Here is a 21,730-nt window from a genome sequence, read left to right on the forward strand (position 1 = left end):
CGTCAGCGGACGGGAGAGGCTGCTGTCCGGCCGTCGGCGCTGCCCGTCGGCCGGACGCGGATTCGCTGTGAACGTGCGTGGACCGTCAAGGAGCGAGGTCGCCGCGCTCCCGGTCGCTCCCGTAGAGCGGGAGCTTGATCATCGGGGGGCGCGGCACAGCAGCAGCATCTCATCCGGCCCGGGCACGTCGCAGCTCGTTATTTCAACGGCGGATACGTCGTCCGGCTGGGCGACGGCGTCCGCCGCAAGGCTGCCGACCAGCACGCGTTTCGTCGTGCTGGCGGCGTCGACCGGCCGCGGGCGCGGACGTGCCGGGGGATCACGCCGAGGACCTGCGCCAGTGGACCGCGTACGCCGACCGGCATCTACGTGATCCCGTCGACGGCAGCTGGCACCATGAACCCGATGCGGCCAACCGTCCGGCCCGGACCATGTGGTCCGGGAAACCGGACGTGTACCGCGCGCTGCACGCCGCACTGATCCCGGTGCTGCCGATCGCCGAGAGCACCGTCCGTCGTGTCCTGCTGAGAGGTCACCGAATGTCGCTCCCCGACAGCGACGTCTCCGTCGCGTCCCTGGCCGAACGGGTCGGCGCGCTCCTCGGCTCCGCCGACCGGCGAGTGCTCGTCGGTGTCGCGGGCCCACCCGGAGCGGGCAAGTCCACGCTCGCCGCGGCCGTGGCCGAGCAGCTGGGCCCGCAGGCGGTGCTCGTCCCGCAGGACGGATTCCATCTGGCGCAGCGCCAGCTCGAGCAGCAGGGCCTGGCGGATCGCAAGGGTGCACCCGAGACGTTCGACGTCCACGGTTTCGCGGAGCTGTTGCGGCGGCTGCGCACACGCGGCGACACGGACGTGTACGTGCCGTACTTCGACCGGAGCCTGGAGGAACCGGTCGCCGGCGGCATCCGGGTGCGTCCGGACGTGCGGATCGTGCTGACGGAGGGCAACTACCTGCTGCTCGACCGGTTCGGATGGTCCGACGTCCATGCCCAGCTGGACGAGTGCTGGTACCTGGACCCGCCGGACGAGGTGCGCGTCGAGCGCCTGGTGCGCCGGCACGAGAGCTACGGACAGACCCCGGGGGACGCCCGCGCCTGGGTCGATTCCGTGGACGAGGTGAACGCGGCGCTGGTGGCACGCAGTGCGCCCCGGGCCGAGCTGCGCGTGCGGGAGTGGCACTGACCGACCCCGCATGCTGGCGGTGCGAGCAGGCGCCCGGGCCGGTCTGGTCTCACGTGTCCGCGCAGCTCGGTTCGGCGTCCTCGAGCAGGACCCGCGGTCCGGGGCCGTGCTCGCCCAGCTGATCGTGGGTGTTGGCCAGCGCGCAGCAGGTCAGTGACAGGCAGCCGCAGCCGATGCAGTCGGTGAAGTCGTCACGGAGCTGCTGCAGCCGTTTGATCCGCTCGTCCAGCTCGTCCCGCCAGCGCATCGACAGCTGCTCCCAGTCCTCCCGGGTGGGGGTGCGGCCGTTGGGCAGGTTGTCCATCGCGGAGGCGATCTCGGACAGCGGGATACCGACCCGCTGGGCGACCCGGATCAGCGCCACCCGCCGCAGCATGGCGCGCTTGTACCGGCGCTGGTTGCCCGACGTCCGCCGGGACTCGATCAGGCCCTGCCGCTCGTAGAAATGCAGCGCCGACACCGCCACTCCGCTGCGGCGAGCCATCTCGCCGACGGTGAGCTCGGCCTTGTTCCACGCCGGTGCCTCCATGAACGTGCCCCCTCGACTCTTTACCTCAACCAAAATTCAGGTTCTACCGTGACGATGGTACGCCCACTCGAGGAGGATCCGACAGATGGAAGCGATACGGCTGCACGAGTTCGGCCCGGCCGAGAACCTGCTGCGTGAGCAGGTGCCGGACCCCGAACCGGCCGAAGGGCAGGTGCGGATCGCCGTCGAGGCCAGTGGCGTGCACTTCATCGACACCGCGCTGCGCGCGGGAACCATGAAGGGTCCGCTGTTGCCGGATGCGCTGCCCGCGATCCCGGGACGCGAGGTCGCCGGGACGGTCGACGCGGTGGCTGACGGTGTCGATCCCTCCTGGCTCGGTGCCCGGGTGGTCGCACATCTCGGTCCGGCCGCCGGTGGGTACGCCCGGCTGGCCGTCGTCGCGGCCTCGTCGCTGCACGTCGTTCCGGACGCCGCGGGATTCGACGCGGCGGTGGCGATGATCGGGACCGGCCGGACCGCCGTCGCCGTCCTCGACGCCGCGGTGCCGACCGCGGACGACGTCGTCCTGGTGACGGCGGCCGCGGGCGGGCTGGGGACGCTGTTCGTCCAGGCCGCGCGCCGTATCGGTGCCGAGGTCGTCGGTGTCGCCGGTGGCCCGGAGAAGGTGGACCATGTCCTGAAGGAGGGGGCGACGCACGCCGTCGACTACACCGAGAGCGACTGGCCGCGCCGGGTCGCCGACGCGCTCGGCGGGCGCACGGTGAGCCTGGTGCTCGACGGTGTCGGAGGCGAGCAGGGTCGTGCCGCGTTCGACCTGCTGGGCGCCGGTGGGCGGATGGTGATGTTCGGCTGGTCGTCCGGAGCGTTCGCCTCGTTCACCTCCGCCGACCTCGTCGACCGCGGGCTCACGGCGATGTGGGCGCTCAGCGCGCGGACCATCGGACAGCCGGGGGTGTTGCGTTCGCTGGAGGAACGCTCGCTGGCCGAGCTGGCGTCCGGGCGGATGCGGCCCCAGGTGCAGCGCTTCCCCCTGGAGCGAGCGGCCGAGGCGCACGCGGCGCTGGAGAACCGCGCGACGACCGGCAAAGTCGTCCTCGTCTAGCTCCCCGAAAATGACCACGTTCACCATGGAATTCCCTGCGTCACCACCCTTTCAGGCCTGGTGATGCGTGTACGAGCCTGGTGATGTGCCGGATCGTTGATGATCAGCCGGCTCGCTCCGGCCCGGCGGCGACGGCGATGCCGCTGCGGCCGGCCGCGATGTCCAGCGTGCCCTCAGGCCTGGGACGCCGAGTCCGGACGATCGGTCGACGTGTTCTCGCGCCGGCGCGGGTCGGCGGCCATGGCGCCGACGAGGAACGCCTCGGCGGTGTCGTCCGGCTCGCGCGCGGACTCCGTCGCCACCACGTCGATGACCACGACGGTGACGTTGTCCGGCGCGCCGGCGGCAACCGCCAGTTCGATCAACCGGTCGGCCGTCTCGTCGACGGCGTCGGTCTCGCGGAGCGCGGCGCCCACGGCATCGTCGTCGACGACATCGGAGAGACCGTCGCTGCAGATCAGCACCCTGTCGCCGGCGCGCACGCGCAGGACCGCGTAGTCCGGTTCGATGGGCTCGTGGCCCTGTAGCACCTTGGTGACCACCGACCGGGCCGGGTGGTCGCGCGCTGCGGTGGGCGACAGCCGTCCGTCGTCCACCAGCGCCTGGACGAAGGTGTGATCGTGCGTGACCTGGGTCAGCTCGTCGTCACGCAGGCAGTAGGCGCGGGAGTCGCCGATGTGCGCGACGCCGAATTCCGCGCCGTCCCACAGCATCAGCGTCGCCGTGGTCCCCATGCCGTGCAGGGACGTGTCGTCCGTGGCCAGTCGCCGGATGCGTTCGTTGGCGGCGGCGAGTGCGTCGGCGAGTACCGCGCGGGCGTCGGTGCCGTCCGGAGGCCGGTCCACTTGGACGAGCTCGTCGATGGCGGCCTGGCTGGCGACCTCGCCGGCGGCGTGTCCGCCCATGCCGTCGGCGACGGCGAGCAGGTAGGGGCCGGCGTAGCCGGAGTCCTCGTTGCCTTCGCGCACGAGTCCCGGGTGCGAGCGGGCGGTGTAGCGCAGCGTCAGGGGCATCCGCGCCTACTTTCGTTCCGGACGCGCGGAGCCGACACACTCGGCTCCGGATCGGGAACGCGGTCTGATGCCCACCACATCACCTTCGTCACACCGTGATCACCGACTCTCGGTTCCTCGGATCGTAGCGGTGTCGCGGGTGCCTGTGGGAGTCCGGCCCGTGTCCGGCCGACACGAACCGCCGTGCAGGGGGTTACGGGGTGCTTCGTCCACAGGCTCGGCCGAGCGACGAGGTTGTCCACAAATCGCCGTCACGGGGCTGAAACCCATGGCGCCTTCCGCGAACCATGGGCGTCACACGGCAACTCCGGCCGGGACTCCCCATTCTCGAGGAAGGACACCACCATGCCCCTCACCAGCATCATCGTGCACGGAATCGCCGCGACGATCGCGCTGGCCGGCGCCGCGGGCGCCACCGCCGTACCCGCCGTCTCCTCGACCGCGACTCCCGGAGCCGACGGCCGGACGCCGGACGTCGGGTCCCATCACGAGAACACCTCGGGTCTCGTCACGGCCTGCGATCCCTTCCGCGAGGTTCCGCCGCGCGCCCAGAGCCGGACGGTCGACGGCTTCCGGCTGGGCTGGCTGCCTCCCGGGCTGGGCCCGACGGTCTCCGACTTCGAGTACGAGTGGGGCGGGGTGGCCTTCACGACGCGGGTGTGGGAGTCGGGGTCCGACCACTCAGGCTGGGACGTCGACATGCAGGTGTCGGTCCTGCGTGGCGACCGGCTGCACGATGCGGCCGGGATGCACGCGTTCCTGGCCGAATACCACGAGCGTGATCCCGAGACGTGGGCGCGTACGGAGTTCGATCACCGAGGCCGGCCCGGGTTCCGCACCGACTCCGAGGTGTTCTGGCTGGCCCGGCCAGGGGTCGTCGTCTCCGTCGACCTCGACCGTTACCGATTCCCGGAACCGGCTGTCGCCCGCACGGCCTGTGGCGTGAGCGAGGCATCCGGCGCGCAGGTGGGCTGACCCGGCAGGGCAGCGCCCCCGGGGGGCCGGATCGGGACACCCCGGGGGCCGCTGCGTCCGCGACCGGACAAGGGTCGATCGGCGGGTTCACGCATCACGCGATCCGCTGTCGTCGATCTGCTGCCGCCTGTTCTCCAGGAACGCCTGTTCCACCGGGTTGCGGGTACGCGCGATCGCCCGGTCGTAGGCACCGGCCGCCTCGGCGTCCCGGCCCAAGCGGCGCAGCAGATCCGCACGGACCGCGTGGAACAGGTGGTACCGGTCGAGATCCAGCTCGTCGACGAGGGCGAGCCCTGCTTCGTCGCCTTCGACCTCGGCCACGGCGACCGCCCGGTTGAGCGCGACGACCGGGCTCGCGGCGATGGCGGCGAGCTGGTCGTACAGCTGCCAGATCTGCTTCCAGTCCGTGTCCGCCGCAGTGTCGGCGTCGCTGTGTACGGCGTTGATGGCGGCCTGGATCTGGTACACCCCGGGCTGGTTCCGTCGCAGGCACCGCCGCACGATCGCCTGACCCTCGGCGATGAGCGCGCGGTCCCAGCGGGTCCGGTCCTGTTCGGCCAGCAGGACGAGCTCGCTGTCGGCGGTGATCCGGGCCGGCCGGCGCGACTCCACCAGCAGCATCAACGCCAGCAGGCCCATGACCTCCGGCTCGTCGGGCATCAGCTCGGCCAGCAGCCGGCCCAGCCGGATCGCCTCCGCGCCGAGGTCGTCTCGGGTGGGCTGCTCCCCCGAACTCGCCGTGTGCCCTTCGTTGAAGATGAGGTAGACGACAGCGAGCACAGCGCCGAGACGGTCCGGGAGGTCGGCGTCGGCAGGCACGCGGTACGGGATGCGCGCGTCGCGGATCTTGCCCTTGGCGCGGGATATCCGTTGCGCCATCGTCGGCTCGGGGACGAGGAACGCCTGGGCGATCTCCGCGGTGCTCAGTCCGCCCACGAGCCGCAGTGTCAGCGCCACCCGCGCGGCCGGCGCGAGTGCGGGGTGGCAACAGGTGAAGATGAGCCGTAACCGATCGTCGTCCACGGGTCCCTCCTGGGCCGCTGTGCCGCTCCGACCGTCGGCGTGCAGCAGCGCGGCCTGCGCGTGCCGGTCCGCGCGGGTGCTCTCGCGGCGCAGCCGGTCGATGGCCCGGTTGCGGGCGGTGGTGATGATCCACCCGGACGGGCTCGGCGGCAGACCGTCCGCCGGCCATCGGCGTACGGCGGTGGCGAAGGCGTCCTGGACGGACTCCTCGGCGATGTCGATGTCGCCGAAGGTGCGGACCAGGACCGCCACCGCGCGCGCGTGCTCCGCGCGGAACACGCGCTCGATCTCGGAGTGCCGGGTCGGCATGTCCGTGGTCAGCCCTCGGACGCGTCCACGAACGGGCGGACCTCCACCGGCAGCAGCGACAGCGCGCGGGTGAGTTTGCCACCCCACTCCAGGGCCGCGTCCAGGTCGGCGACCTCGATCACGGTGAACCCGCCGACGTGCTCCTTGCTCTCGACGTAGGGACCATCGGTGGTGAGAACGTCGTCCCCGTCCGCGCGCACGACGGTCGCCGTGCTCGCCGGGTGCAGCCCGCCGGAGAACACCCAGACCCCGGCGGCCTTCATCTCGTCCTTCACCGCGTCGACGTCACGCATGATCGGGTCCAGGACTTCCGGTGGCGGCGGATCGCCGTCGGGCTGGTAGATGCTGAGCAGGTACTGCTTCATCGTGATCCTCCTCGCGGATCGTGACCGATGCCGGCCCGGTGCCGGCTCTCACTCTCCACACGAACGGCGGTGGGAGTTCTCGACAATCGCGGCGAGACGAATTTCAGCGGATCCGCCACGCCCCCGGCAGCGTCAGGGGCCCGGCGGCCGGCAGACCCATCGACGCGGCGGCCTGAGCGAGATTTCCCCAGCCGGCCTCCCGCACCGCGTCGAGCGGCAGAACCGCGCCGACGTCCTCGCTGGACCGTGGCGGGCGCAGCCGTTCCCACGGTGCCGTGCGCGGGAACGGACGCAGATCGACCTCGACATCGGGTTCGAGTCCCGCCTTCTGCTTGGCCAGCTCGACGGCACGGCGGAGCCCGCCGAGCTCGTCCACGAGGCCGTGCTCGTACGCCTCGGCGCCGGTCCACACCCGTCCGCGCGCGAGCTCGTCCACCTGGGACGCGTCGAGACCGCGCCCCTGAGCGACCTTGTCGGTGAAGTCGGCGTAGATCCGGTCGAGCGAGGTGTGCAGGCGTTCCCACTGGCTGTCGGTGTACCCGCGGTTCGTCGAGAACATCAGGGCGTTGCTGCCGTCGGCGACGGCGTCGTGGGTGAGCCCGATCCGCGCCTTCAGCTCCGCTGTCACCGCCTTGCCGCCGAGCACGCCAATGGAGCCGGTGAGGGTGCCCGGTTGCGCCACGATCGTGTCCGCGCCCATGGAGACGAAATAGCCGCCGGACGCGGCGAGGCGTCCCATCGAGACGACGACCGGGGTGCCGTGCCGGCGGGCCAGCGTCACGTGCCGCCAGATGGCGTCGGAGGCCACGTACGATCCGCCGGGGCTGTCGACGCGGAAGACGATCGCGCGGACGCGGTCGTCCCGGAGTGCCGCCCGGAACGCGGCGCTCACGGTGTCCGAACCCATCGCCGACCCGAGCGGGTGCCGTGCTCCGCGTCCCTGCCGGACGATGCCGGCGCCGTGGATCAGCGCGATCACGTCCGTGCGTCGGGCCGATCCGAGCTGTCGGGACACGTTCTGCGCCGTCGTCCGGCGATACCGTGTCACGTACTGGAGCCGGGCGCGCGCGCCGACGTCGCGCCGGATGCGTGCGTACACCTCGTCGCGGTAGGCGAGCCCGTCGATCAACCCGGCCTCCAGCGCCTCGGACGCCAGCAACGGTGCGCGGTCGACGAGCTCGCGGACCCGTTCGGGACGCAGCCCACGGCCCGCGGCGACCGCGTCGACGAGCTGTCGCGACAGTGCGGTGACGAGCCGCTCGCTCATCTCGCGGTGGGCGTCGGTGTAGGCACGCTCGAGGTACGTGTTGGCCGCGGTCTTGTACTCGTGCCGCCGGCCCAGCTGTGGTGTGACGCCGGCCTTGGTGAGCGCGTCGCTGAGAAAGTGCTCCTCGATGCCGATGCCGGTCAACCCGACGTCGCCGGACGGTTGCAGGTAGACGTGTTCGCACGCGACCGCCAGCAGGTACGGAACGTTGCCGGCGCCGAACTCGCCGAACGACTCCGCCCAAGCGACGGTCCGCTTGCCGGCGGCGCGGAAGGCGCTGATCGCGTTCCGCAACTCCTGGGCCTGGGTGAGGGTCAGCCGGGAACCACCGACCCGGAGCACCAGCGTCGTCACCTGCGGATCCGACGACGCGCGCCGCAGACCGTCCAGGACGTCCTGCAGCCGCGGCCTGCGCTGCGAGAGCGCGGCGCTGAGCGGATCCGCCGGAGGCGCCTCGATCAGCCCTTCGGTGACGTCCAGCTCGAGCACCAGCGGAGGCCGGCGCTGCCGCGTCGTCGATGTCACCCGTTCTCTGAGCCCTTGTGCACCTTCGGCCATACTTCACCCTACGGCGACGGACGACGAGCGTCGGCGTACGGAAAGCCGTCGGGTGAGATGACATGGCCGGCGTGGACGTGACGCCACTGCGTGACGTGAGTGCGGGCGCGTGGCTGGGCCGTCACCTGACGTCGCTCGGCGGGCGGGTACGCCACGTCGTGCCCGACGTCTACGAGGCGTTCGCCCTGGTCTTTCACCGTGACGACGGAGTCGACGCGGTGTTGTCGTGCACGGACCTCGATGCGTCGCGAGTCGGATCCGACGACCCGCTTCCGGAACGGGCCTGACGAGCCGGCGGGAACAATCGGCGGTGCCTATTCGTTCTCGCCCGGACAACACGCCCCGGACCTATGGTGGGCATGGTCCACTGTCACGAACATAGACACGCTGACTTCATCGCCCGACGCTCTTCATGCGCAGCGGAACGAACCCGTTCGATCGGCGGTGCTCCGGTGGCGGGTTCCAGCAAGCTGAGGAGTTTCATGATCAAGAAGTTGTTGACGGGCGTCAGCATGGCGGCCCTGTTGTTCGGAGCGTCGGCGTGCGGCGAATCGGACGGGTCGAACAGCGGGTCGGGTGGTAGCGAGTCGAGCGGCGCAGCGAGCACCAGCCCGTCCGCGAACGCGGCGCCGAAGCCCGACGTGGCGGATGTCCCGGATGTTGTCGCCGAAGTCAACGGCGAAGAGATCCCGAAGGACGAGTTCGTCGCCACCTATGAGGGCCAGTTCCAGCAGATGGCCATGCAGGCCCAGCAGACCGGCCAACCGGTCGACCAGGACAAGCTCAAGCAGCAGACCGCCAAGAGCATGATCGACAACGAGATTCTCGTCCAGGAAGCCGGCAACCGCGGCATCGAGGCGACTGACAAGCAGATCGATCAGACACTGCAGAGGCTGGTCAAGCAGAACGGCATGAAGTCGACCGACCAGCTCTTCGCCGCACTGAAGAAGCAGGGCATGAACAAGGAGGACGTCATGCCCCAGATCGAGCACCAGGTCGTGGTCGAACAGCTGATCGCCGACGAGGCCGGCAACATCCAGCCGACCGAACAGGAACTGCGCAAGCTGTACGAGCAGACCAAGGCGCAACAGGGTGGGAGCGGCTCGAAGATCCCGCCGTTCGAGAAGGTGAAGCCGCAGCTCAAGCAGCAGGCGGTTTCGCAGAAGGAATCTCAGGTGGCCAGGAACCTGGTCAGCGACCTTCGCGAGAAAGCCGACATCAAGAACCACCTGTGAGCCGCGTCCGGCGCCCCTGATTCGTTCGAGGGGCGCCGGAGGCTCGACCATGGCGCCGTTCCGGTTCACGTCCGACGTGATCACGACCGACGCCGTCCGTCCACTGTGTTGCCTGCTCGGTGTCGATCCGTCGCTCGCGCCCCTACGTCGTTCCGGAGGTGTGGCGATCGGAGCTGTCCATCGTGGGCGGCGCCGACGACTGGTGTGGAGCTTGTACGTCAGCGGTGTGTGGCTACGGGCGCGCCAGGCCCAGCTATCGCACAGTGGTCCTGCGGTTTCGCTGCTGGAGACGGTGGGTGTGCCCGTCAGGCAGTCCCGAACCGGCGAACTTCAAGGGCGCGCCCGAAGGGATTCGAACCCTAACCTTCTGATCCGTAGGGAGAAGGAAGGCGCCTCATGACGCCACTACCAGCAACAATGGTTACCGCAGCAGACGCACCACAGCGCTGGAACCACCTGCGTTGACTCCGTTTCGCACCACAAACCGCACCAGGCGCTTGTGGCCGAAACCGGTTCGATCGCGGGTTCACGTACTCGCCCGTCTCTGTTCGGTCCAGGCCGACGAGCCGGTACGGGCGTGGCGCCCATCCGGGAGGTTCTCGGGGTCGCGCGGATAGGTCGTGTGATCCTTCAGCATCAGCTCGTTGTAGGCGCCGCCCCGGTGTCGGGCTCGTTGTCGTTGACCATGCCGCCGAGCGGCGGGGTTGTCGTAGTCGAAGTCCGCCGTGATCTTGCCGGTGTCGTCCACGGTGAACGTGGCGTTGTACCAGGTACCCTTCCCCGGCTCGTACATCGACTTGCGCAGCTCGGTGACCGTTCGCACTTCGGCCCCCTGGGCAGCGCTTCAGTCCTCGGGTCTGTTCACGCCGAATCAGCTCGCCAACTGTGCGACCAATGGTCCCGGCGGCACGCCGACCGAAGCGGACGTGGTCGACTTCATCAAGCCGAAGCACAAGGTCCGGTCGGCGATGGCTGTCGCGAAGGTCTTCGACGAAGCGACCGCCCGTAAGATCAAGAGCGTGGAAAACGTCCTGGTTGAGATCGCGGACAAGTGAAGAATCCCACCCCTGCGCAGGTGAAGGTCCGCGATCATGAGTCACTCTCGCTGCTCCTGGTCGCGCCTGCAGGCTGCGGGAAGACCGAAGCTCTCGCGATCCGGATCGCTAGCCTCATAGAGAACGGCCAGATCGCGTCACCACAACGGATCTTGGCTACGACCTTCACCAACAAGGCGAAGGACAACATCCAGAATCGGCTGAGAGACTACGTCACGTACTCCGCGCGGCGCGACCACGTCACGGTGATGAACTACCACGGGCTCGCCGCGAGGCTGGTCCGGGCGCACGGCGCGATCATCGGCGTCGACCCGACGATACAGCTTCCTGAAAGCGACTGGGTGACCGACCGATGCCTCGAACTCGGCCTCGGGTACGCCGGTCGGGACACCGTGAACGTCATCCTCAACGAACTTAAGCGGCAGCCGCTGGACGACGCGGCGATCGCAGCGGCGCTCGCGGAAAACGGGCACCCATGGGCGATCCAGATCGAGGAGGAGCGCGTCGCGGCCAACCGGTCTACGTACGACGACTTGCTCCGCTACGCGGAACTCATCCTCGCCAACGACGCGGTCGCCAGCCTGTATCGCTGCCATTTCGGTGCGATCATCGTCGACGAGTACCAGGATCTCACACCGCAACAACTGCGGGTACTACAGCGCCTCGGGGCAGGCAACATCACGTTCGCCGGCGACCTCGCCCAAGGCATCTACGGCTTCACCGGCGCCCGACCACACGAGATCGACGCGACCATCCGGCCGCTGTGCGACGAAGTCATCATGTTCAACGAAAGCCACAGATCGTCGCCCGCCGTGCTATCCATGGTGAACGCAATGAGCACCCTCACCGGCGGGGAGAACCTCGTCTGCGCTGATCCGGAATCCTGGCCTGGGAGCGGTCTCGCCGGGCGACTAACATTCCCTCACGCCGTGAAGGAGGCCGAATGGGTGAGCAAGGCCGCGCAGACCATTCTCGCCGGCGTTCCGAATCACCGGGTTGCGGTAACGTCGCGTATCAAGAGCCGACTGCGGTTCATCGACCAGCACCTCGAGGACACAGGCATCGAGATGCACCGGTGGGAAGACGGCGTACTCGATACGGAGACAGCTGCCATTGTGCGCTCGACGCTCACGCGCCTCAACCTCGCGGACCTCGACGCTGCCCACGACAAGCTGACGTTCCTGCGCGACGTCGCGGGCATCGCGCAGGTGGAGGAGCCCGACACCCGCAAGAGCCTCGCCGATGCGCTCAACTGGATCCTCGAGCGGCTCGGCGACGGGTTAAGCCCGGCTGAGGTCGCTGGCCGTATCCGAGTCGGCGACCAGACGACGCTCCTGAACGCTCCAGGAATCCACCTGCTCAGCGGCCATGTGGGCAAGGGCCAGCAGTTCGACTGGGTATTCATCCTCGGAGCCGAAGACGACAACATCCCATTCTTCCGCGCAACGACCTCCGCCGAGGTCGAAGAAGAGGCCCGCATCCTCGGTGTGATGCTTTCCCGCGCACGACACGGTGTCGTGGTGACCCATAGCGAGGTGGTGCCCACGGTGAGCGGAAGCAACAGAAACCGTGATCGCTCCCGGTTCTGGCCGTACCTTGATGCGGCGCGCCCTCGCGATCGAGAGGGCATCGTCGAGTGGGTCAAGGTAGCGCCCTGGAACTCGCTGCGAGACAAGTGACGTCGTCAGGGCCGAGGTCGCGACGGTCCCCACTTCACCTCGAAACTGACAACCACGCTTGTGCTAGGCCCGGACCAGAAGAGAACTAGGTACGACGACAGCGAACTTCGCCGCGATCTGACTGCCTACGACCGCGCCGCATCCGCCCGCACTCGCTGCGGCACGCCGCGATCACCAACGCTCTCGACGTCGGCGTCCCGCGGTGCGACGCCCGGAAACTGGCCCGCCACGCCGACCCACGCACCACCGAGCACTACGACCGAGCCCGATGCAACCTCGACCGCACGGCGTCCACTTCCTCGGACGGCCAGCTGCCTCAACGGGGCGATCCGCTCACCGGACGCCACCACCGCCGAAGAAGCACCGCCCCCAGGAGTGGCTCCGTGCTCTGGAAGGCGGCATGGTTTTCAACGTGTATGACGAACTACATTGCGTAACGACCTTACGACAGAGCGGGCTACACGAGGGCCAGCGTTAGTAAGCGAACTCAACACTTACGACACCCTAGACAGGGCGGTCGTGTCGACGGCGAGCACTTCCGCATCAACAACGCTGTCGCCCACGGGTGAACTGGCCTGTGGAAGACAAGCAGAGGCTTGCTGAGCTGCAGGTTGGCTTTGGAGGTCTCCACCAGCACCGTTTGTAGGTCAGTGCTGACACCACCCGGACCAGGAGGGCACCCTAGTGTTGGTGGGAGTTGACACCACCCTGGCGGGCGCGCAAGCGGAGCGAGTCCGAGCGAGATTGAGCGGAGGTGGGCGCATGTCGGCGACGAAGCTCCTGGTACTCGGTATCGTGCACCTCTCCGGCGGCGCGCATGGCTACCAGGTGCGGTCCGAGCTGCAGAGCTGGCGTGCGGAGATTTGGGCCAAGATCAAGCCCGGCTCGATTTATCACGCGCTGAAGAAGGCGGCGGCTGATGGCCTCCTCACCGAACACGCCGAGCCGGGCAACTCCGGGCCGGAGCGCGTTCTGTACCGCGTGACAGCTCGGGGACGTGACGAGATAGTCGAACTGGTCCGCGACGGTCTGCGGCGCACCCATGACCCCACCATGCTCAACGCGTCGATCGCCATGTTGCCCATGCTGACCAGGACAGATGCCATCGCGCACGTCAACGAGCGGGTCGCGCGCCTGGAAGCGGAGCTCGTAGAGCAGGCCAAGTGGCGGGAGCACCCGAACCCCGACATTCCCGAACACGTCCGCGATCAGGCCGAACTGTGGGCGGGACATGCACGCACCGAACTGGAGTGGGCGAAGAGCCTGAGCAAACGACTGGCTGAGGGCGCCTACACCATGGCCGATGATCCGGGTTCGTGGCGAACGGCCCCCTAATCAACCTTGACTAGACGCTCCTCCTCGTGTACTTTGGCCGAGTAACCAAACTTGACTAGCCGCCCGGGCCCGGACACGGCAAGGAGAGCCGAATGAGCACCATCCTCAAGAACAACTCGGAAACCGTTGCGCACACGCCCGGGCGGGCGAGCAGCATCGGGGTCTGGATTCTGCAAGTCGTGCTGGCGGCGATCATCGCCGGCGGCGGAATCTCGAAGCTCGCCGGCGACCCGGTCATGGTGGACATGTTCGCCGACATCGGGGCCGGCCAGTGGCTCCGGTACCTGGTCGGAGCGCTGGAGGTCGCGGGAGGGGTTGGACTTCTGATCCCGGCTCTGGCGGGCCTGGCCAGTCTCGGGTTGGCGGCATTGCTGACCGGTGCTGTCATCACCGATCAGTTCGTGCTCGAGCAGAGCCCTTGGCTGCCGCTCGCCCTTCTCGTCGTGGCGGCCGTGATCGCAAGGGCGCGGTGGCCGCGCACCGAGGCCGTCGTCGGCACGCTGCTCAGGCGCTGAGACAAACCTCTCGAACGGAGATGTGAGATGAACGAGATGGCCTTTCGCGTGACATCAAACGATGGCACCACCATCGCCTACGACCGGAAGGGAAGCGGCCCGGCTGTCGTCCTGGTAGGCGGCGCACAGGACGACGGAGCCGAGAACGCTCCCTTGATACCTGCTCTCGCCGAGCACTTCACGGTTTACAACTATGCCCGTCGGGGACGCGGCGCGAGCGGCTTCACCGAGCCCTACGCCGTGGAAAGGGAGATCGAAGACCTGGATGCGTTGATCGCGGAGGCGGGCGGCTCGGCACACCTGTTCGGGGCGTCCTCTGGTGGCGCTCTGGCGCTGGAAGCCGCCGCGGCCGGGTCAGCCATCGACACGATCGCCGTGTGGGAGGTGCCCTACGCGGTCGGGGACGACATACGCCCGCGATTCGAGGAGTACGTCGCGGACACCCGACGCGCCTTCGACGCCGGGCGAGACGAGGAGGTTCTCGAACTGTTCATGCGCATGACCGGCGCCTCCGACGACAACATCGCGGCCAGGAAAGCGGCAGGCAAGCAGACGGCGCATTGGGCGGATTCGGTCGCCCTCGCGCCCACGCTGGTCCACGACAGCCTCTTCCTCAACCGCTACCAATTGCCGGCCGATCGACTGGCAACGGTCACCCAACCGGTCCTGGTCACCACCGGAGGACCGATCACGGTCCCCTACATGGCAGGCCTGCCCTCGGACTTCTTCGACCGCGCAGCCGACGAGCTTGCAGACCTCCTACCCCACGCTCAACGGGAGACCCTCGAGGGGCCGGATCACTTCGTCGACCCACAGATCGTCGGCCCGCTGTTGCTACGGTTCTTCAGCAGCGAACACTGAGGGGCCCGCGAGGTGTTGCGGGAAGACCGATTAGGCACCGCGCAAGCAGATCTTCGTCGCGCCAGGGACAGGTGGTGTCGAGGTTGATGTCGTCGGCGGCAGCACAGGCCTGATCCTGGGCGTGCTCGTCACCAACGTCTTCGTCACCACGCAAGGCCGGGCCGTCGTACTGACCTGGGCTTCAGTGGGACTCGACCTGGCCTACTCGCTGCTCATCGGCTCCGTCGTCGGTCGTACCCCGCACTCCGGGCCGACTCAGTACCGCCCACCGAAGCCCTGCGCAGCACATGACCAGGCACCTCGGTAGGGCCAGTGATTCCGGGCTGTGGTCGCATGCGGTCACCGTTCCCGGGCGGTGGCCCGGTGCCGAAAGTCGTGCCCACGGCGTGCTCACGTCAGGAGTGCCACCGATGACGCAGCCGCGTTCCCGGGTCGACCTGTACGCGGCGATCCGACGGGATGCCCGATCTGGGATGTCCAACCGCGCGCTGCAGCGCAAGCACGGCGTCGGCTTCCGAACCGTGACAGCGGCGCTGGAATCTGCATGGCCGAAGGAGAGAAAGCACCCGCCCAAACGCGGCTCACGGCTTGACGCGTACCGAGTGGTGATCGACGACTGGCTGCGCTCGGACCTCGACGCGCCGCGGAAGCAGCGACACACGGCGAAGCGGATCTTCGATCGACTGCTTGACGAACATGACGGGGCCGGGGTGGTGTCGTACTGGATGGTCCGCGAGTACGTCGCCACCCGACGCCGTGAGATTCGCGTCGAGGTCGGACGGGAACCTGCCAACGCGTTCATCCCGCAAGAGCACCTCCCGGGCCGCGAGGCCGAGGTTGACTTCGGCGACGTCGCCATCCGCCTGCGCGGCGAGCTCGTAACCTGCGCGCTGTTCAGCCTTCGGCTCTCCTACTCGGGTACTCGGGCAAGGCCGTGCACAGGGTCAGTGCCTCGGCTGGGCAGGAAGCCTTCTTCGAGGGTCACGTCCACGCCTTCAACGTGCTCGGCGGGGTGCCGACCGGGAAGATCCGCTACGACAACCTCAAGGCCGCCGTCGCGAGCGTGATCGGGTTCTCCCGCCAGCGGGTCGAGGCCGACAGGTGGACCGCCGTCCGTTCCCACTACGGCATCGAAGCCTTCTATTGCCAGCCCGGAATCCAAGGTGCGCACGAGAAGGGCGGCGTCGAGGGGCAGATCGGCTGGTTCCGACGCAACCACCTCGTCCCTATCCCCGAGGTCGACTCCCTAGACGAGCTCAACGCTATGGTCGACGCCTGGGACGAAGCCGACGATGCCCGGCGGATCGGGTCCCGCGCCCGCACGGTCGGGGAACACTTCGCCACCGAGCAGCCACTCCTCGCGCCCCTTCCGACCGAGCCGTTCGAGACCGGCCGCTGGTTCACCCCGCGCGTGGACAGGTACGCCCAGGTCACGGTCCGGATGAACAAGTACTCCGTGCCCGCGCGCATGGTCGGCCGTCAAGCCCGGGTGCTCCTGAACGCCAGCGACCTGGTCGTGTTCGACGGCAGGACCGAGATCGCCCGCCACGAACGGCTCATGACCAAGGGCTCGACCCGGGTCGACCTGGACCACTATCTCGAGGTCCTCCTCCGCGAACCGGGCGCGCTACCCGGTGCGACAGCGCTGGAGCAGGCCAGGGCATCCGGGCGGTTCACGCCCGTTCACGACGCCTGGTGGGCCGCGGCCTGCAAGGCCCACGGTGACGCCGACGGCACCCGTGCCCTCATCGAGGTCCTGATGCTGCACCGGCACCTTCCACACGACCACGTCGTCGCCGGACTCGCGACGGCGCTGCGTGCAGGCGCGCTCACCGCGGACGCTGTCGCGTTGGAAGCGCGCAAGTACAACGACACAGCAGATGGCGGAGCCGACGACACGACAGCGGACCACCAGTCCCTGATGAGCGGCGACAGGGCACGCGGAGAAGGCGAGATCCCTGCCGTGCGATCGCTGACCGAGCGCCGGCTCCGCGCCCACATCCCGGCCGACACTCGGCCGCTGCCGAGCGTGGAGAAGTGCGACCAGCTGTTGGCCAGCCGACGTGACACCCCGAACGAAGGAGCCGCACCGTGACCACCAAGCGCCGTGGAATGACCGAAGAAGCAGCCGACGCCGCGATCGACCAAGCGTGCCGGATGCTGCGAATGCCCACCATCCGCAACTCCTTCACCGACTACGCCGACCGGGCAGGGCGTGAGCAGATGTCTTACCGCGGGTTCCTCGCCGAACTATTGCTTGCCGAGTGCGACGATCGCGCCCGACGCCGGTCCGAACGCCGGATCAAGGCCGCCAAGTTCCCCCGCGAGAAGTCCCTGCGGGCCTTCGACTTCGACGCCAACCCCAACATCGATCCCGCCGTGATCCACACCCTCGCCAAGTGCGAATGGGTCCAGAAGGGACAGCCGCTGTGTCTGATCGGGGACTCCGGCACCGGCAAGTCCCATCTGCTGATCGCACTCGGCACCGAGGCCGCCATGGCCGGCTACCGGGTCAAGTACACCCTGGCGACCCAGCTTGCCAACGAGCTCGTCGAGGCCGCCGACGAGATGACGCTGGCGAAGACCATCGCCCGCTACGGCCGCGTCGACCTGCTGTGCATCGACGAACTCGGCTACATGCAACTCGACCGCCGCGGCGCGGAACTCCTCTTCCAGGTCCTCACCGAGCGTGAGGAGAAGGCCTCGGTCGCGATCGCGTCCAATGAGTCCTTCGGCGGCTGGACCAAGACCTTCACCGACCCCCGGCTATGCGCAGCCATCGTCGACCGACTCACCTTCGGCGGCACCATCCTCGAGACCGGCACCGACTCCTACCGTCTGGCCCAAGCCACAAAGCAGCGGACAACCTGACACCCGTCGGGCGCGGAAGCGGTGTCGACGCAAACCAACATCCGCGGCACCGACACGTGCCCGGCGGTGTCAGAACTCGCCAACAAGCGGTGTCGGACGAAACCTCCGCAGCCAGCACGTTGACTACAAGACCGTCCAAGCGCACCGGAACTACGCGGGCCAGTAGTAGTTGGGGCCGACAACCCGGCGTACTGCGCACAGTGTAGACGGAGTTTCGCACCACGCGCGGCACCACGCTACTTTCGCTTTCGAGGTGCGCTGCAGCGATTCTCGCTGGTGAGACTGGGCGCGCCCGAAGGGATTCGAACCCCTAACCTTCTGATCCGTAGTCAGATGCTCTATCCGTTGAGCTACGGGCGCACGGCCCGCAGGGCGGACCGGTCACCGAGTGTACCGGTCCCCGCGCTCATCCCGAAATCGCGAACCGGCCCCGCATCACCACCGGTCCCTGCGGCGATGAGCGATGTCGGTGCCGAACCGTAGGCTCGTCCTTGGGCGTGCCGGTCAGCCAGGCCGGCACGGCCCCACCTGGTCACCGACGAGTCCGGAGGCGACGGCACCGTGACGCGGCATCCGCACAGCCTGTCCATCATCAACGCACGGATCTTCGACGGAGAGTCCGCGGAGCTGATCGAAGGTGCCATCCACGTGGCCGACGGGGTCGTCACCGAGATCGGGCCCACCGTCTCGACCGGCGACGAGGTGGTCGACGCGCGCGGCGGCACGGTCGTTCCGGGCCTGATCGACGCGCACTGCCACGCGTACGGCATCGGTCTGGACATGGTCGAGATCGAGTCGACGCCGTCGAGCTATGTCGCGCTCGCTGGCGCCATGCGGCTCGAGGCGGCTCTGCGCCGCGGGTTCACCACGGTGCGTGACGTCGCCGGGGGCGATCCCGGGCTGGCGCGGGCCGTCGACGAGGGGCTGGTCACCGCGCCGCGATACTTCTTCACCGGTGCGGCGCTGTCGCAGACCGGCGGGCACGGCGATCCGCGGCCGGGAAACCGTGACCTGTGCGCGGGCCATCACCACATGACCGAGGTCGTGGACGGGGTCGACGCCGTCCGCCGTGCGGTGCGCGACCGGTTCCGTCAGGGCGCGCACGCCATCAAGATCATGACCTCGGGTGGCGTCGTCTCGTTGACGGATCCGATCCGGCTGCCGCAGTACAGCGCCGACGAGGTCCGGGCCATCACCGACGAGGCCGCCCGCCGTGGCTCGTACGTCGCCGCGCACGCCTACTCACCAGAGGCCATCGAGCACTCGGTGGTCAACGGCGTGCGCTCCATCGAGCACGGCAACCTGCTGGACGAGCCGACCGCACGGCTCATGGCCGAGCACGGCGCGGTCCTGGTGCCCACGTTGGCGACGTACGACGCGATGGATCGCCGCGGCGAGGCGCTCGGTCTGAACCCGACATCGCAGGCGAAGAACCGCGAGGTGCTCGACTCCGGCCGGCGTGCCGTCGAGATCGCCCGCGCGGCCGGTGTGCGGGTGGGGTTCGGCACCGACCTGATGGGGGCGCTCGAGGACGAGCAGCTGGCCGGCTTGCGGTTGCAGGTGGAGGTCGACGGGGTGCTCGACGCGCTGCGGTCGGCGACGTCAGTCAATGCGGACCTGCTGGGCCGTCGCGACCTGGGGCGTGTCGCGGTCGGCGCGGCCGGTGACCTCGTGGTGCTGGACGGTGATCCGTTCGGCGACCCGTCGGTGCTGTGGGCCACCGAGACCCGGCGGACAGTGGTACGGGGCGGCAAGGTGGTGTGATTCGCATCTGGTACGGACCACCGCGCCAGCATGGTCCGGTGAGGTACGTACCAGTGTCGCTTTTGTCCGGGTTTGTACGTGCAGATGTGGCCCTGGTCACCCTCTGATCGGTTCCACGAGCTGAGACGGGCTCGTAGCGTGCTGATCAATCCTGCGGACACGCACCCGCCTCCGAATGGCCTGAGGACGGGTCGTCTCCGCCTACCTCCGTGCCGGCCGCAGGCCGGCGACGGGTGACGACGAAGAGGGTGACCACCGACGATGACGACGTTCGCCGACCCAGGACTGACCCACGGTCTCGACGACGCCCCCACCTCCCACCGGCGACTGCTCACGTGGGTCCGCGAGACCGCCGAGCTCACCCAGCCCGACCGCGTTCACTGGTGCGACGGCTCTGACGCCGAATGGACCGCGTTGACCGACGCGCTGGTCGACGCCGGCACCATGGTCCGGCTCGACCCGGACAAGAAGCCCAACTCGTTCTGGGCACGCACCGACCCCTCGGACGTGGCGCGCGTCGAGGAGCGCACCTTCATCTGCTCCGTCGACGAGGCCGACGCCGGCCCGACGAACAACTGGCGCGACCCCGCCGAGATGAAGGCCGAGATGACCGAGCTGTACCGCGGCTCGATGCGCGGCCGGACGATGTACGTCATCCCATTCTGCATGGGGCCGGTCGACGCCGCGAACCCGATGTTCGGTGTCGAGATCACCGACTCCCCGTACGTCGTCGTGTCCATGCGGGTCATGGCCCGGATGGGCGCGCACGTTCTCGACGCGATGGGTGACGACGCGGACTTCGTCCCGTGCCTGCACTCCGTCGGGGCCCCGCTCGAGCCCGGCCAGGACGACGTCGCCTGGCCGTGCAACGACACGAAGTACATCACCCAGTTCCCCGAAGAACGCATGATCTGGTCGTACGGCTCCGGCTACGGCGGCAACTCGCTGCTCGGCAAGAAGTGCTACTCGCTGCGCATCGCCAGCGTCATGGCTCGCGACGAGGGCTGGCTGGCCGAGCACATGCTGATCCTCAAGCTCACCTCGCCGCACGGATCCGTGCACTACGTCGCTGCGGCGTTCCCGTCCGCGTGCGGCAAGACCAACCTCGCGATGCTCGAGCCGACCATCCCGGGCTGGAAGGTCGAGACACTCGGCGACGACATCGCATGGATGCGCTTCGGCGACGACGGCCGCCTCTACGCGCTGAACCCCGAGTACGGTCTGTTCGGCGTCGCGCCCGGAACCGGCTGGACGACCAACCCGAACGCGATGCGCACCATCGAGCGTGGCAACAGCGTGTTCACCAACGTCGCTCTCACCGACGACGGCGACATCTGGTGGGAGGGCATGACCGACGAGCCGCCGGCGCACCTCACCGACTGGAAGGGCCGCGACTGGACGCCCCACGTGGGTGAGTCCGGTGAGAAGGCGGCGCACCCGAACTCGCGGTTCTGTACGCCGATCACGCAGTGCCCCATCATCGCGCCCGAGTACGACGACCCGCGTGGCGTGCCGATCTCGGCCATCCTGTTCGGCGGCCGCCGCGCCACCACGATCCCCCTGGTCACCGAGGCGCGCGACTGGACGCACGGGGTGTTCATGGGCGCGACGCTCTCGTCGGAGACGACCGCCGCGGCGGCCGGCCAGGTCGGCGTCGTCCGGCGCGACCCGATGGCCATGCTGCCGTTCATCGGCTACAACGGCGGCGATTACTTCGGGCACTGGATCGGCCTCGGCAAGGACGCCGACGCGGCCAAGCTGCCGAACATCTACTACGTCAACTGGTTCCGCAAGGACGACGACGGCGACATCGTCTGGCCCGGGTTCGGCGAGAACGGCCGCGTGCTCAAGTGGATCGTCGAGCGCCTCGAAGGCACGGCCGCGGCCACCGAGACGCCGATCGGCCACGTCCCGACGCGGGACGCGCTGGACGTCGACGGCCTCGGCATGACCGACGACGAGGTCGGCGAGTGCCTGCGTGTGGACGCCGAGGAGTGGCGGGCCGAGGTGCCGGGAATCACCGAGTGGTTCGAGAAGTTCGGTGACCACCTGCCGACCTTGTTGTGGGCCGAACTGGACGGGCTCAAGGCGCGGCTGGGGATGCTGTGACGTAGCCCGGGTGCCGGCGCGGG

General features: G+C 68.7%; 19 protein-coding genes, 1 tRNA gene and 1 pseudogene. 14 read left to right on the plus strand and 7 right to left on the minus strand.

Going from position 1 to position 21,730, the window contains the following annotated elements:
• The first annotated feature begins 308 nt into the window (after positions 1 to 308).
• Positions 309 to 1,181, plus strand: a complete 873-nt coding sequence (locus tag CLV30_RS26315; protein WP_165358476.1) for a nucleoside/nucleotide kinase family protein — start codon at positions 309 to 311, stop codon at positions 1,179 to 1,181.
• Between the two features lie 49 nt (positions 1,182 to 1,230).
• On the opposite strand, the gene soxR is transcribed toward CLV30_RS26315, so the two are convergent.
• Positions 1,231 to 1,710, minus strand: a complete 480-nt coding sequence (gene soxR, locus CLV30_RS06735; protein WP_106536449.1) for a redox-sensitive transcriptional activator SoxR — start codon at positions 1,708 to 1,710, stop codon at positions 1,231 to 1,233.
• 85 nt (positions 1,711 to 1,795) lie between these two features.
• Here soxR and CLV30_RS06740 point away from each other — a divergent pair, with 85 nt between their 5' ends.
• Positions 1,796 to 2,773, plus strand: a complete 978-nt coding sequence (locus CLV30_RS06740) for a zinc-binding dehydrogenase (RefSeq protein ID WP_106536450.1) — start codon at positions 1,796 to 1,798, stop codon at positions 2,771 to 2,773.
• Between the two features lie 173 nt (positions 2,774 to 2,946).
• On the opposite strand, the gene CLV30_RS06745 is transcribed toward CLV30_RS06740, so the two are convergent.
• A complete protein-coding gene (locus CLV30_RS06745) occupies positions 2,947 to 3,786 on the minus strand; it encodes a PP2C family protein-serine/threonine phosphatase (protein ID WP_106536451.1) in 840 nt (279 codons plus the stop codon).
• Between the two features lie 345 nt (positions 3,787 to 4,131).
• On the opposite strand from CLV30_RS06745, the gene CLV30_RS06750 reads away from it, so the two are divergent.
• Positions 4,132 to 4,761: a hypothetical protein gene (locus CLV30_RS06750; protein WP_106536452.1), complete on the plus strand. Its 630-nt coding sequence runs from the start codon at positions 4,132 to 4,134 to the stop codon at positions 4,759 to 4,761.
• Between the two features lie 87 nt (positions 4,762 to 4,848).
• On the opposite strand, the gene CLV30_RS06755 is transcribed toward CLV30_RS06750, so the two are convergent.
• The 3 genes from CLV30_RS06755 to CLV30_RS06765 all read right to left on the minus strand — a co-directional run bounded on the left by CLV30_RS06755 (position 4,849) and on the right by CLV30_RS06765 (position 8,250).
• Positions 4,849 to 6,093, minus strand: coding sequence for an RNA polymerase sigma factor (locus CLV30_RS06755; protein ID WP_106536453.1), 1,245 nt, complete (start codon positions 6,091 to 6,093; stop codon positions 4,849 to 4,851).
• Positions 6,094 to 6,101: 8 nt separating this feature from the next.
• A complete protein-coding gene (locus CLV30_RS06760; protein ID WP_106536454.1) occupies positions 6,102 to 6,458 on the minus strand; it encodes a YciI family protein in 357 nt (118 codons plus the stop codon).
• A gap of 103 nt (positions 6,459 to 6,561) precedes the next feature.
• Positions 6,562 to 8,250: a S49 family peptidase gene (locus CLV30_RS06765; protein ID WP_205740536.1), complete on the minus strand. Its 1,689-nt coding sequence runs from the start codon at positions 8,248 to 8,250 to the stop codon at positions 6,562 to 6,564.
• Positions 8,251 to 8,345: 95 nt separating this feature from the next.
• On the opposite strand from CLV30_RS06765, the gene CLV30_RS06770 reads away from it, so the two are divergent.
• Together CLV30_RS06770 and CLV30_RS06775 are read left to right on the plus strand one after the other, a co-directional pair.
• Positions 8,346 to 8,570 carry a hypothetical protein gene (locus CLV30_RS06770; RefSeq protein ID WP_106536456.1) on the plus strand — a complete coding sequence of 75 codons (225 nt, stop codon included), beginning with the start codon at positions 8,346 to 8,348 and terminating at the stop codon, positions 8,568 to 8,570.
• 165 nt (positions 8,571 to 8,735) lie between these two features.
• The gene (locus tag CLV30_RS06775) at positions 8,736 to 9,518 is read left to right on the plus strand and encodes a SurA N-terminal domain-containing protein (RefSeq protein ID WP_165358475.1); all 783 of its coding nucleotides are present in this window, start codon (positions 8,736 to 8,738) and stop codon (positions 9,516 to 9,518) included.
• Positions 9,519 to 10,044: 526 nt separating this feature from the next.
• On the opposite strand, the gene CLV30_RS06780 is transcribed toward CLV30_RS06775, so the two are convergent.
• Positions 10,045 to 10,341, minus strand: a complete 297-nt coding sequence (locus CLV30_RS06780; RefSeq protein ID WP_106536458.1) for an immunity protein YezG family protein — start codon at positions 10,339 to 10,341, stop codon at positions 10,045 to 10,047.
• Between CLV30_RS06780 and CLV30_RS25900 the strand changes: the two genes are divergently transcribed.
• The 7 genes and pseudogenes from CLV30_RS25900 (at position 10,328) to istB (ending at position 17,834) form a co-directional block, all read left to right on the plus strand.
• Entirely contained in the window at positions 10,328 to 10,573 is a 246-nt protein-coding gene (locus CLV30_RS25900) for a hypothetical protein (protein WP_129710874.1), read from the plus strand. The genes CLV30_RS06780 and CLV30_RS25900 overlap by 14 nt on opposite strands.
• Positions 10,570 to 12,252 carry a UvrD-helicase domain-containing protein gene (locus tag CLV30_RS06785; protein ID WP_106536459.1) on the plus strand — a complete coding sequence of 561 codons (1,683 nt, stop codon included), beginning with the start codon at positions 10,570 to 10,572 and terminating at the stop codon, positions 12,250 to 12,252. The genes CLV30_RS25900 and CLV30_RS06785 overlap by 4 nt, the downstream gene beginning before the upstream one ends.
• Positions 12,253 to 13,014: 762 nt before the next feature.
• Positions 13,015 to 13,587, plus strand: coding sequence for a PadR family transcriptional regulator (locus CLV30_RS06795; protein ID WP_106536460.1), 573 nt, complete (start codon positions 13,015 to 13,017; stop codon positions 13,585 to 13,587).
• 92 nt (positions 13,588 to 13,679) lie between these two features.
• Positions 13,680 to 14,102: a DoxX family protein gene (locus CLV30_RS06800; protein WP_106536461.1), complete on the plus strand. Its 423-nt coding sequence runs from the start codon at positions 13,680 to 13,682 to the stop codon at positions 14,100 to 14,102.
• Between the two features lie 27 nt (positions 14,103 to 14,129).
• Positions 14,130 to 14,963, plus strand: coding sequence for an alpha/beta fold hydrolase (locus CLV30_RS06805; RefSeq protein ID WP_106536462.1), 834 nt, complete (start codon positions 14,130 to 14,132; stop codon positions 14,961 to 14,963).
• Positions 14,964 to 15,373: 410 nt separating this feature from the next.
• Positions 15,374 to 17,058, plus strand: a pseudogene (gene istA / locus CLV30_RS06810) (IS21 family transposase).
• Positions 17,055 to 17,834, plus strand: a complete 780-nt coding sequence (gene istB / locus CLV30_RS06815; RefSeq protein ID WP_106536463.1) for an IS21-like element helper ATPase IstB — start codon at positions 17,055 to 17,057, stop codon at positions 17,832 to 17,834. The pseudogene istA and the gene istB overlap by 4 nt, the downstream one beginning before the upstream one ends.
• 287 nt (positions 17,835 to 18,121) lie before the next feature.
• Here istB and CLV30_RS06820 read toward each other — a convergent pair.
• Positions 18,122 to 18,194, minus strand: a tRNA-Arg gene (locus tag CLV30_RS06820).
• A 201-nt stretch (positions 18,195 to 18,395) separates the two neighbouring features.
• On the opposite strand from CLV30_RS06820, the gene CLV30_RS06825 reads away from it, so the two are divergent.
• A complete protein-coding gene (locus CLV30_RS06825; RefSeq protein ID WP_106536464.1) occupies positions 18,396 to 19,598 on the plus strand; it encodes a metal-dependent hydrolase family protein in 1,203 nt (400 codons plus the stop codon).
• Between the two features lie 261 nt (positions 19,599 to 19,859).
• Complete coding sequence (locus tag CLV30_RS06830; protein ID WP_106536465.1) at positions 19,860 to 21,707, plus strand: phosphoenolpyruvate carboxykinase (GTP); 1,848 nt, start codon at positions 19,860 to 19,862, stop codon at positions 21,705 to 21,707.
• Positions 21,708 to 21,730 lie beyond the last annotated feature (23 nt).

Origin of the sequence: Haloactinopolyspora alba, assembly GCF_003014555.1 — a bacterium.
GTDB classification, from domain to species: domain Bacteria; phylum Actinomycetota; class Actinomycetes; order Jiangellales; family Jiangellaceae; genus Haloactinopolyspora; species Haloactinopolyspora alba.

Bases quoted from the DNA above. Each gene is read 5' to 3' on its own strand.
- soxR (WP_106536449.1), bottom strand. From the start codon at position 1,710: ATGGAGGCACCGGCGTGGAACAAGGCCGAGCTCACCGTCGGCGAGATG.
- CLV30_RS06740 (WP_106536450.1), top strand. From the start codon at position 1,796: ATGGAAGCGATACGGCTGCACGAGTTCGGCCCGGCCGAGAACCTGCTG.
- CLV30_RS06745 (WP_106536451.1), bottom strand. From the start codon at position 3,786: ATGCCCCTGACGCTGCGCTACACCGCCCGCTCGCACCCGGGACTCGTG.
- CLV30_RS06750 (WP_106536452.1), top strand. From the start codon at position 4,132: ATGCCCCTCACCAGCATCATCGTGCACGGAATCGCCGCGACGATCGCG.
- CLV30_RS06755 (WP_106536453.1), bottom strand. From the start codon at position 6,093: ATGCCGACCCGGCACTCCGAGATCGAGCGCGTGTTCCGCGCGGAGCAC.
- CLV30_RS06760 (WP_106536454.1), bottom strand. From the start codon at position 6,458: ATGAAGCAGTACCTGCTCAGCATCTACCAGCCCGACGGCGATCCGCCG.
- CLV30_RS06770 (WP_106536456.1), top strand. From the start codon at position 8,346: ATGGCCGGCGTGGACGTGACGCCACTGCGTGACGTGAGTGCGGGCGCG.
- CLV30_RS06795 (WP_106536460.1), top strand. From the start codon at position 13,015: ATGTCGGCGACGAAGCTCCTGGTACTCGGTATCGTGCACCTCTCCGGC.
- CLV30_RS06800 (WP_106536461.1), top strand. From the start codon at position 13,680: ATGAGCACCATCCTCAAGAACAACTCGGAAACCGTTGCGCACACGCCC.
- CLV30_RS06805 (WP_106536462.1), top strand. From the start codon at position 14,130: ATGAACGAGATGGCCTTTCGCGTGACATCAAACGATGGCACCACCATC.
- CLV30_RS06830 (WP_106536465.1), top strand. From the start codon at position 19,860: ATGACGACGTTCGCCGACCCAGGACTGACCCACGGTCTCGACGACGCC.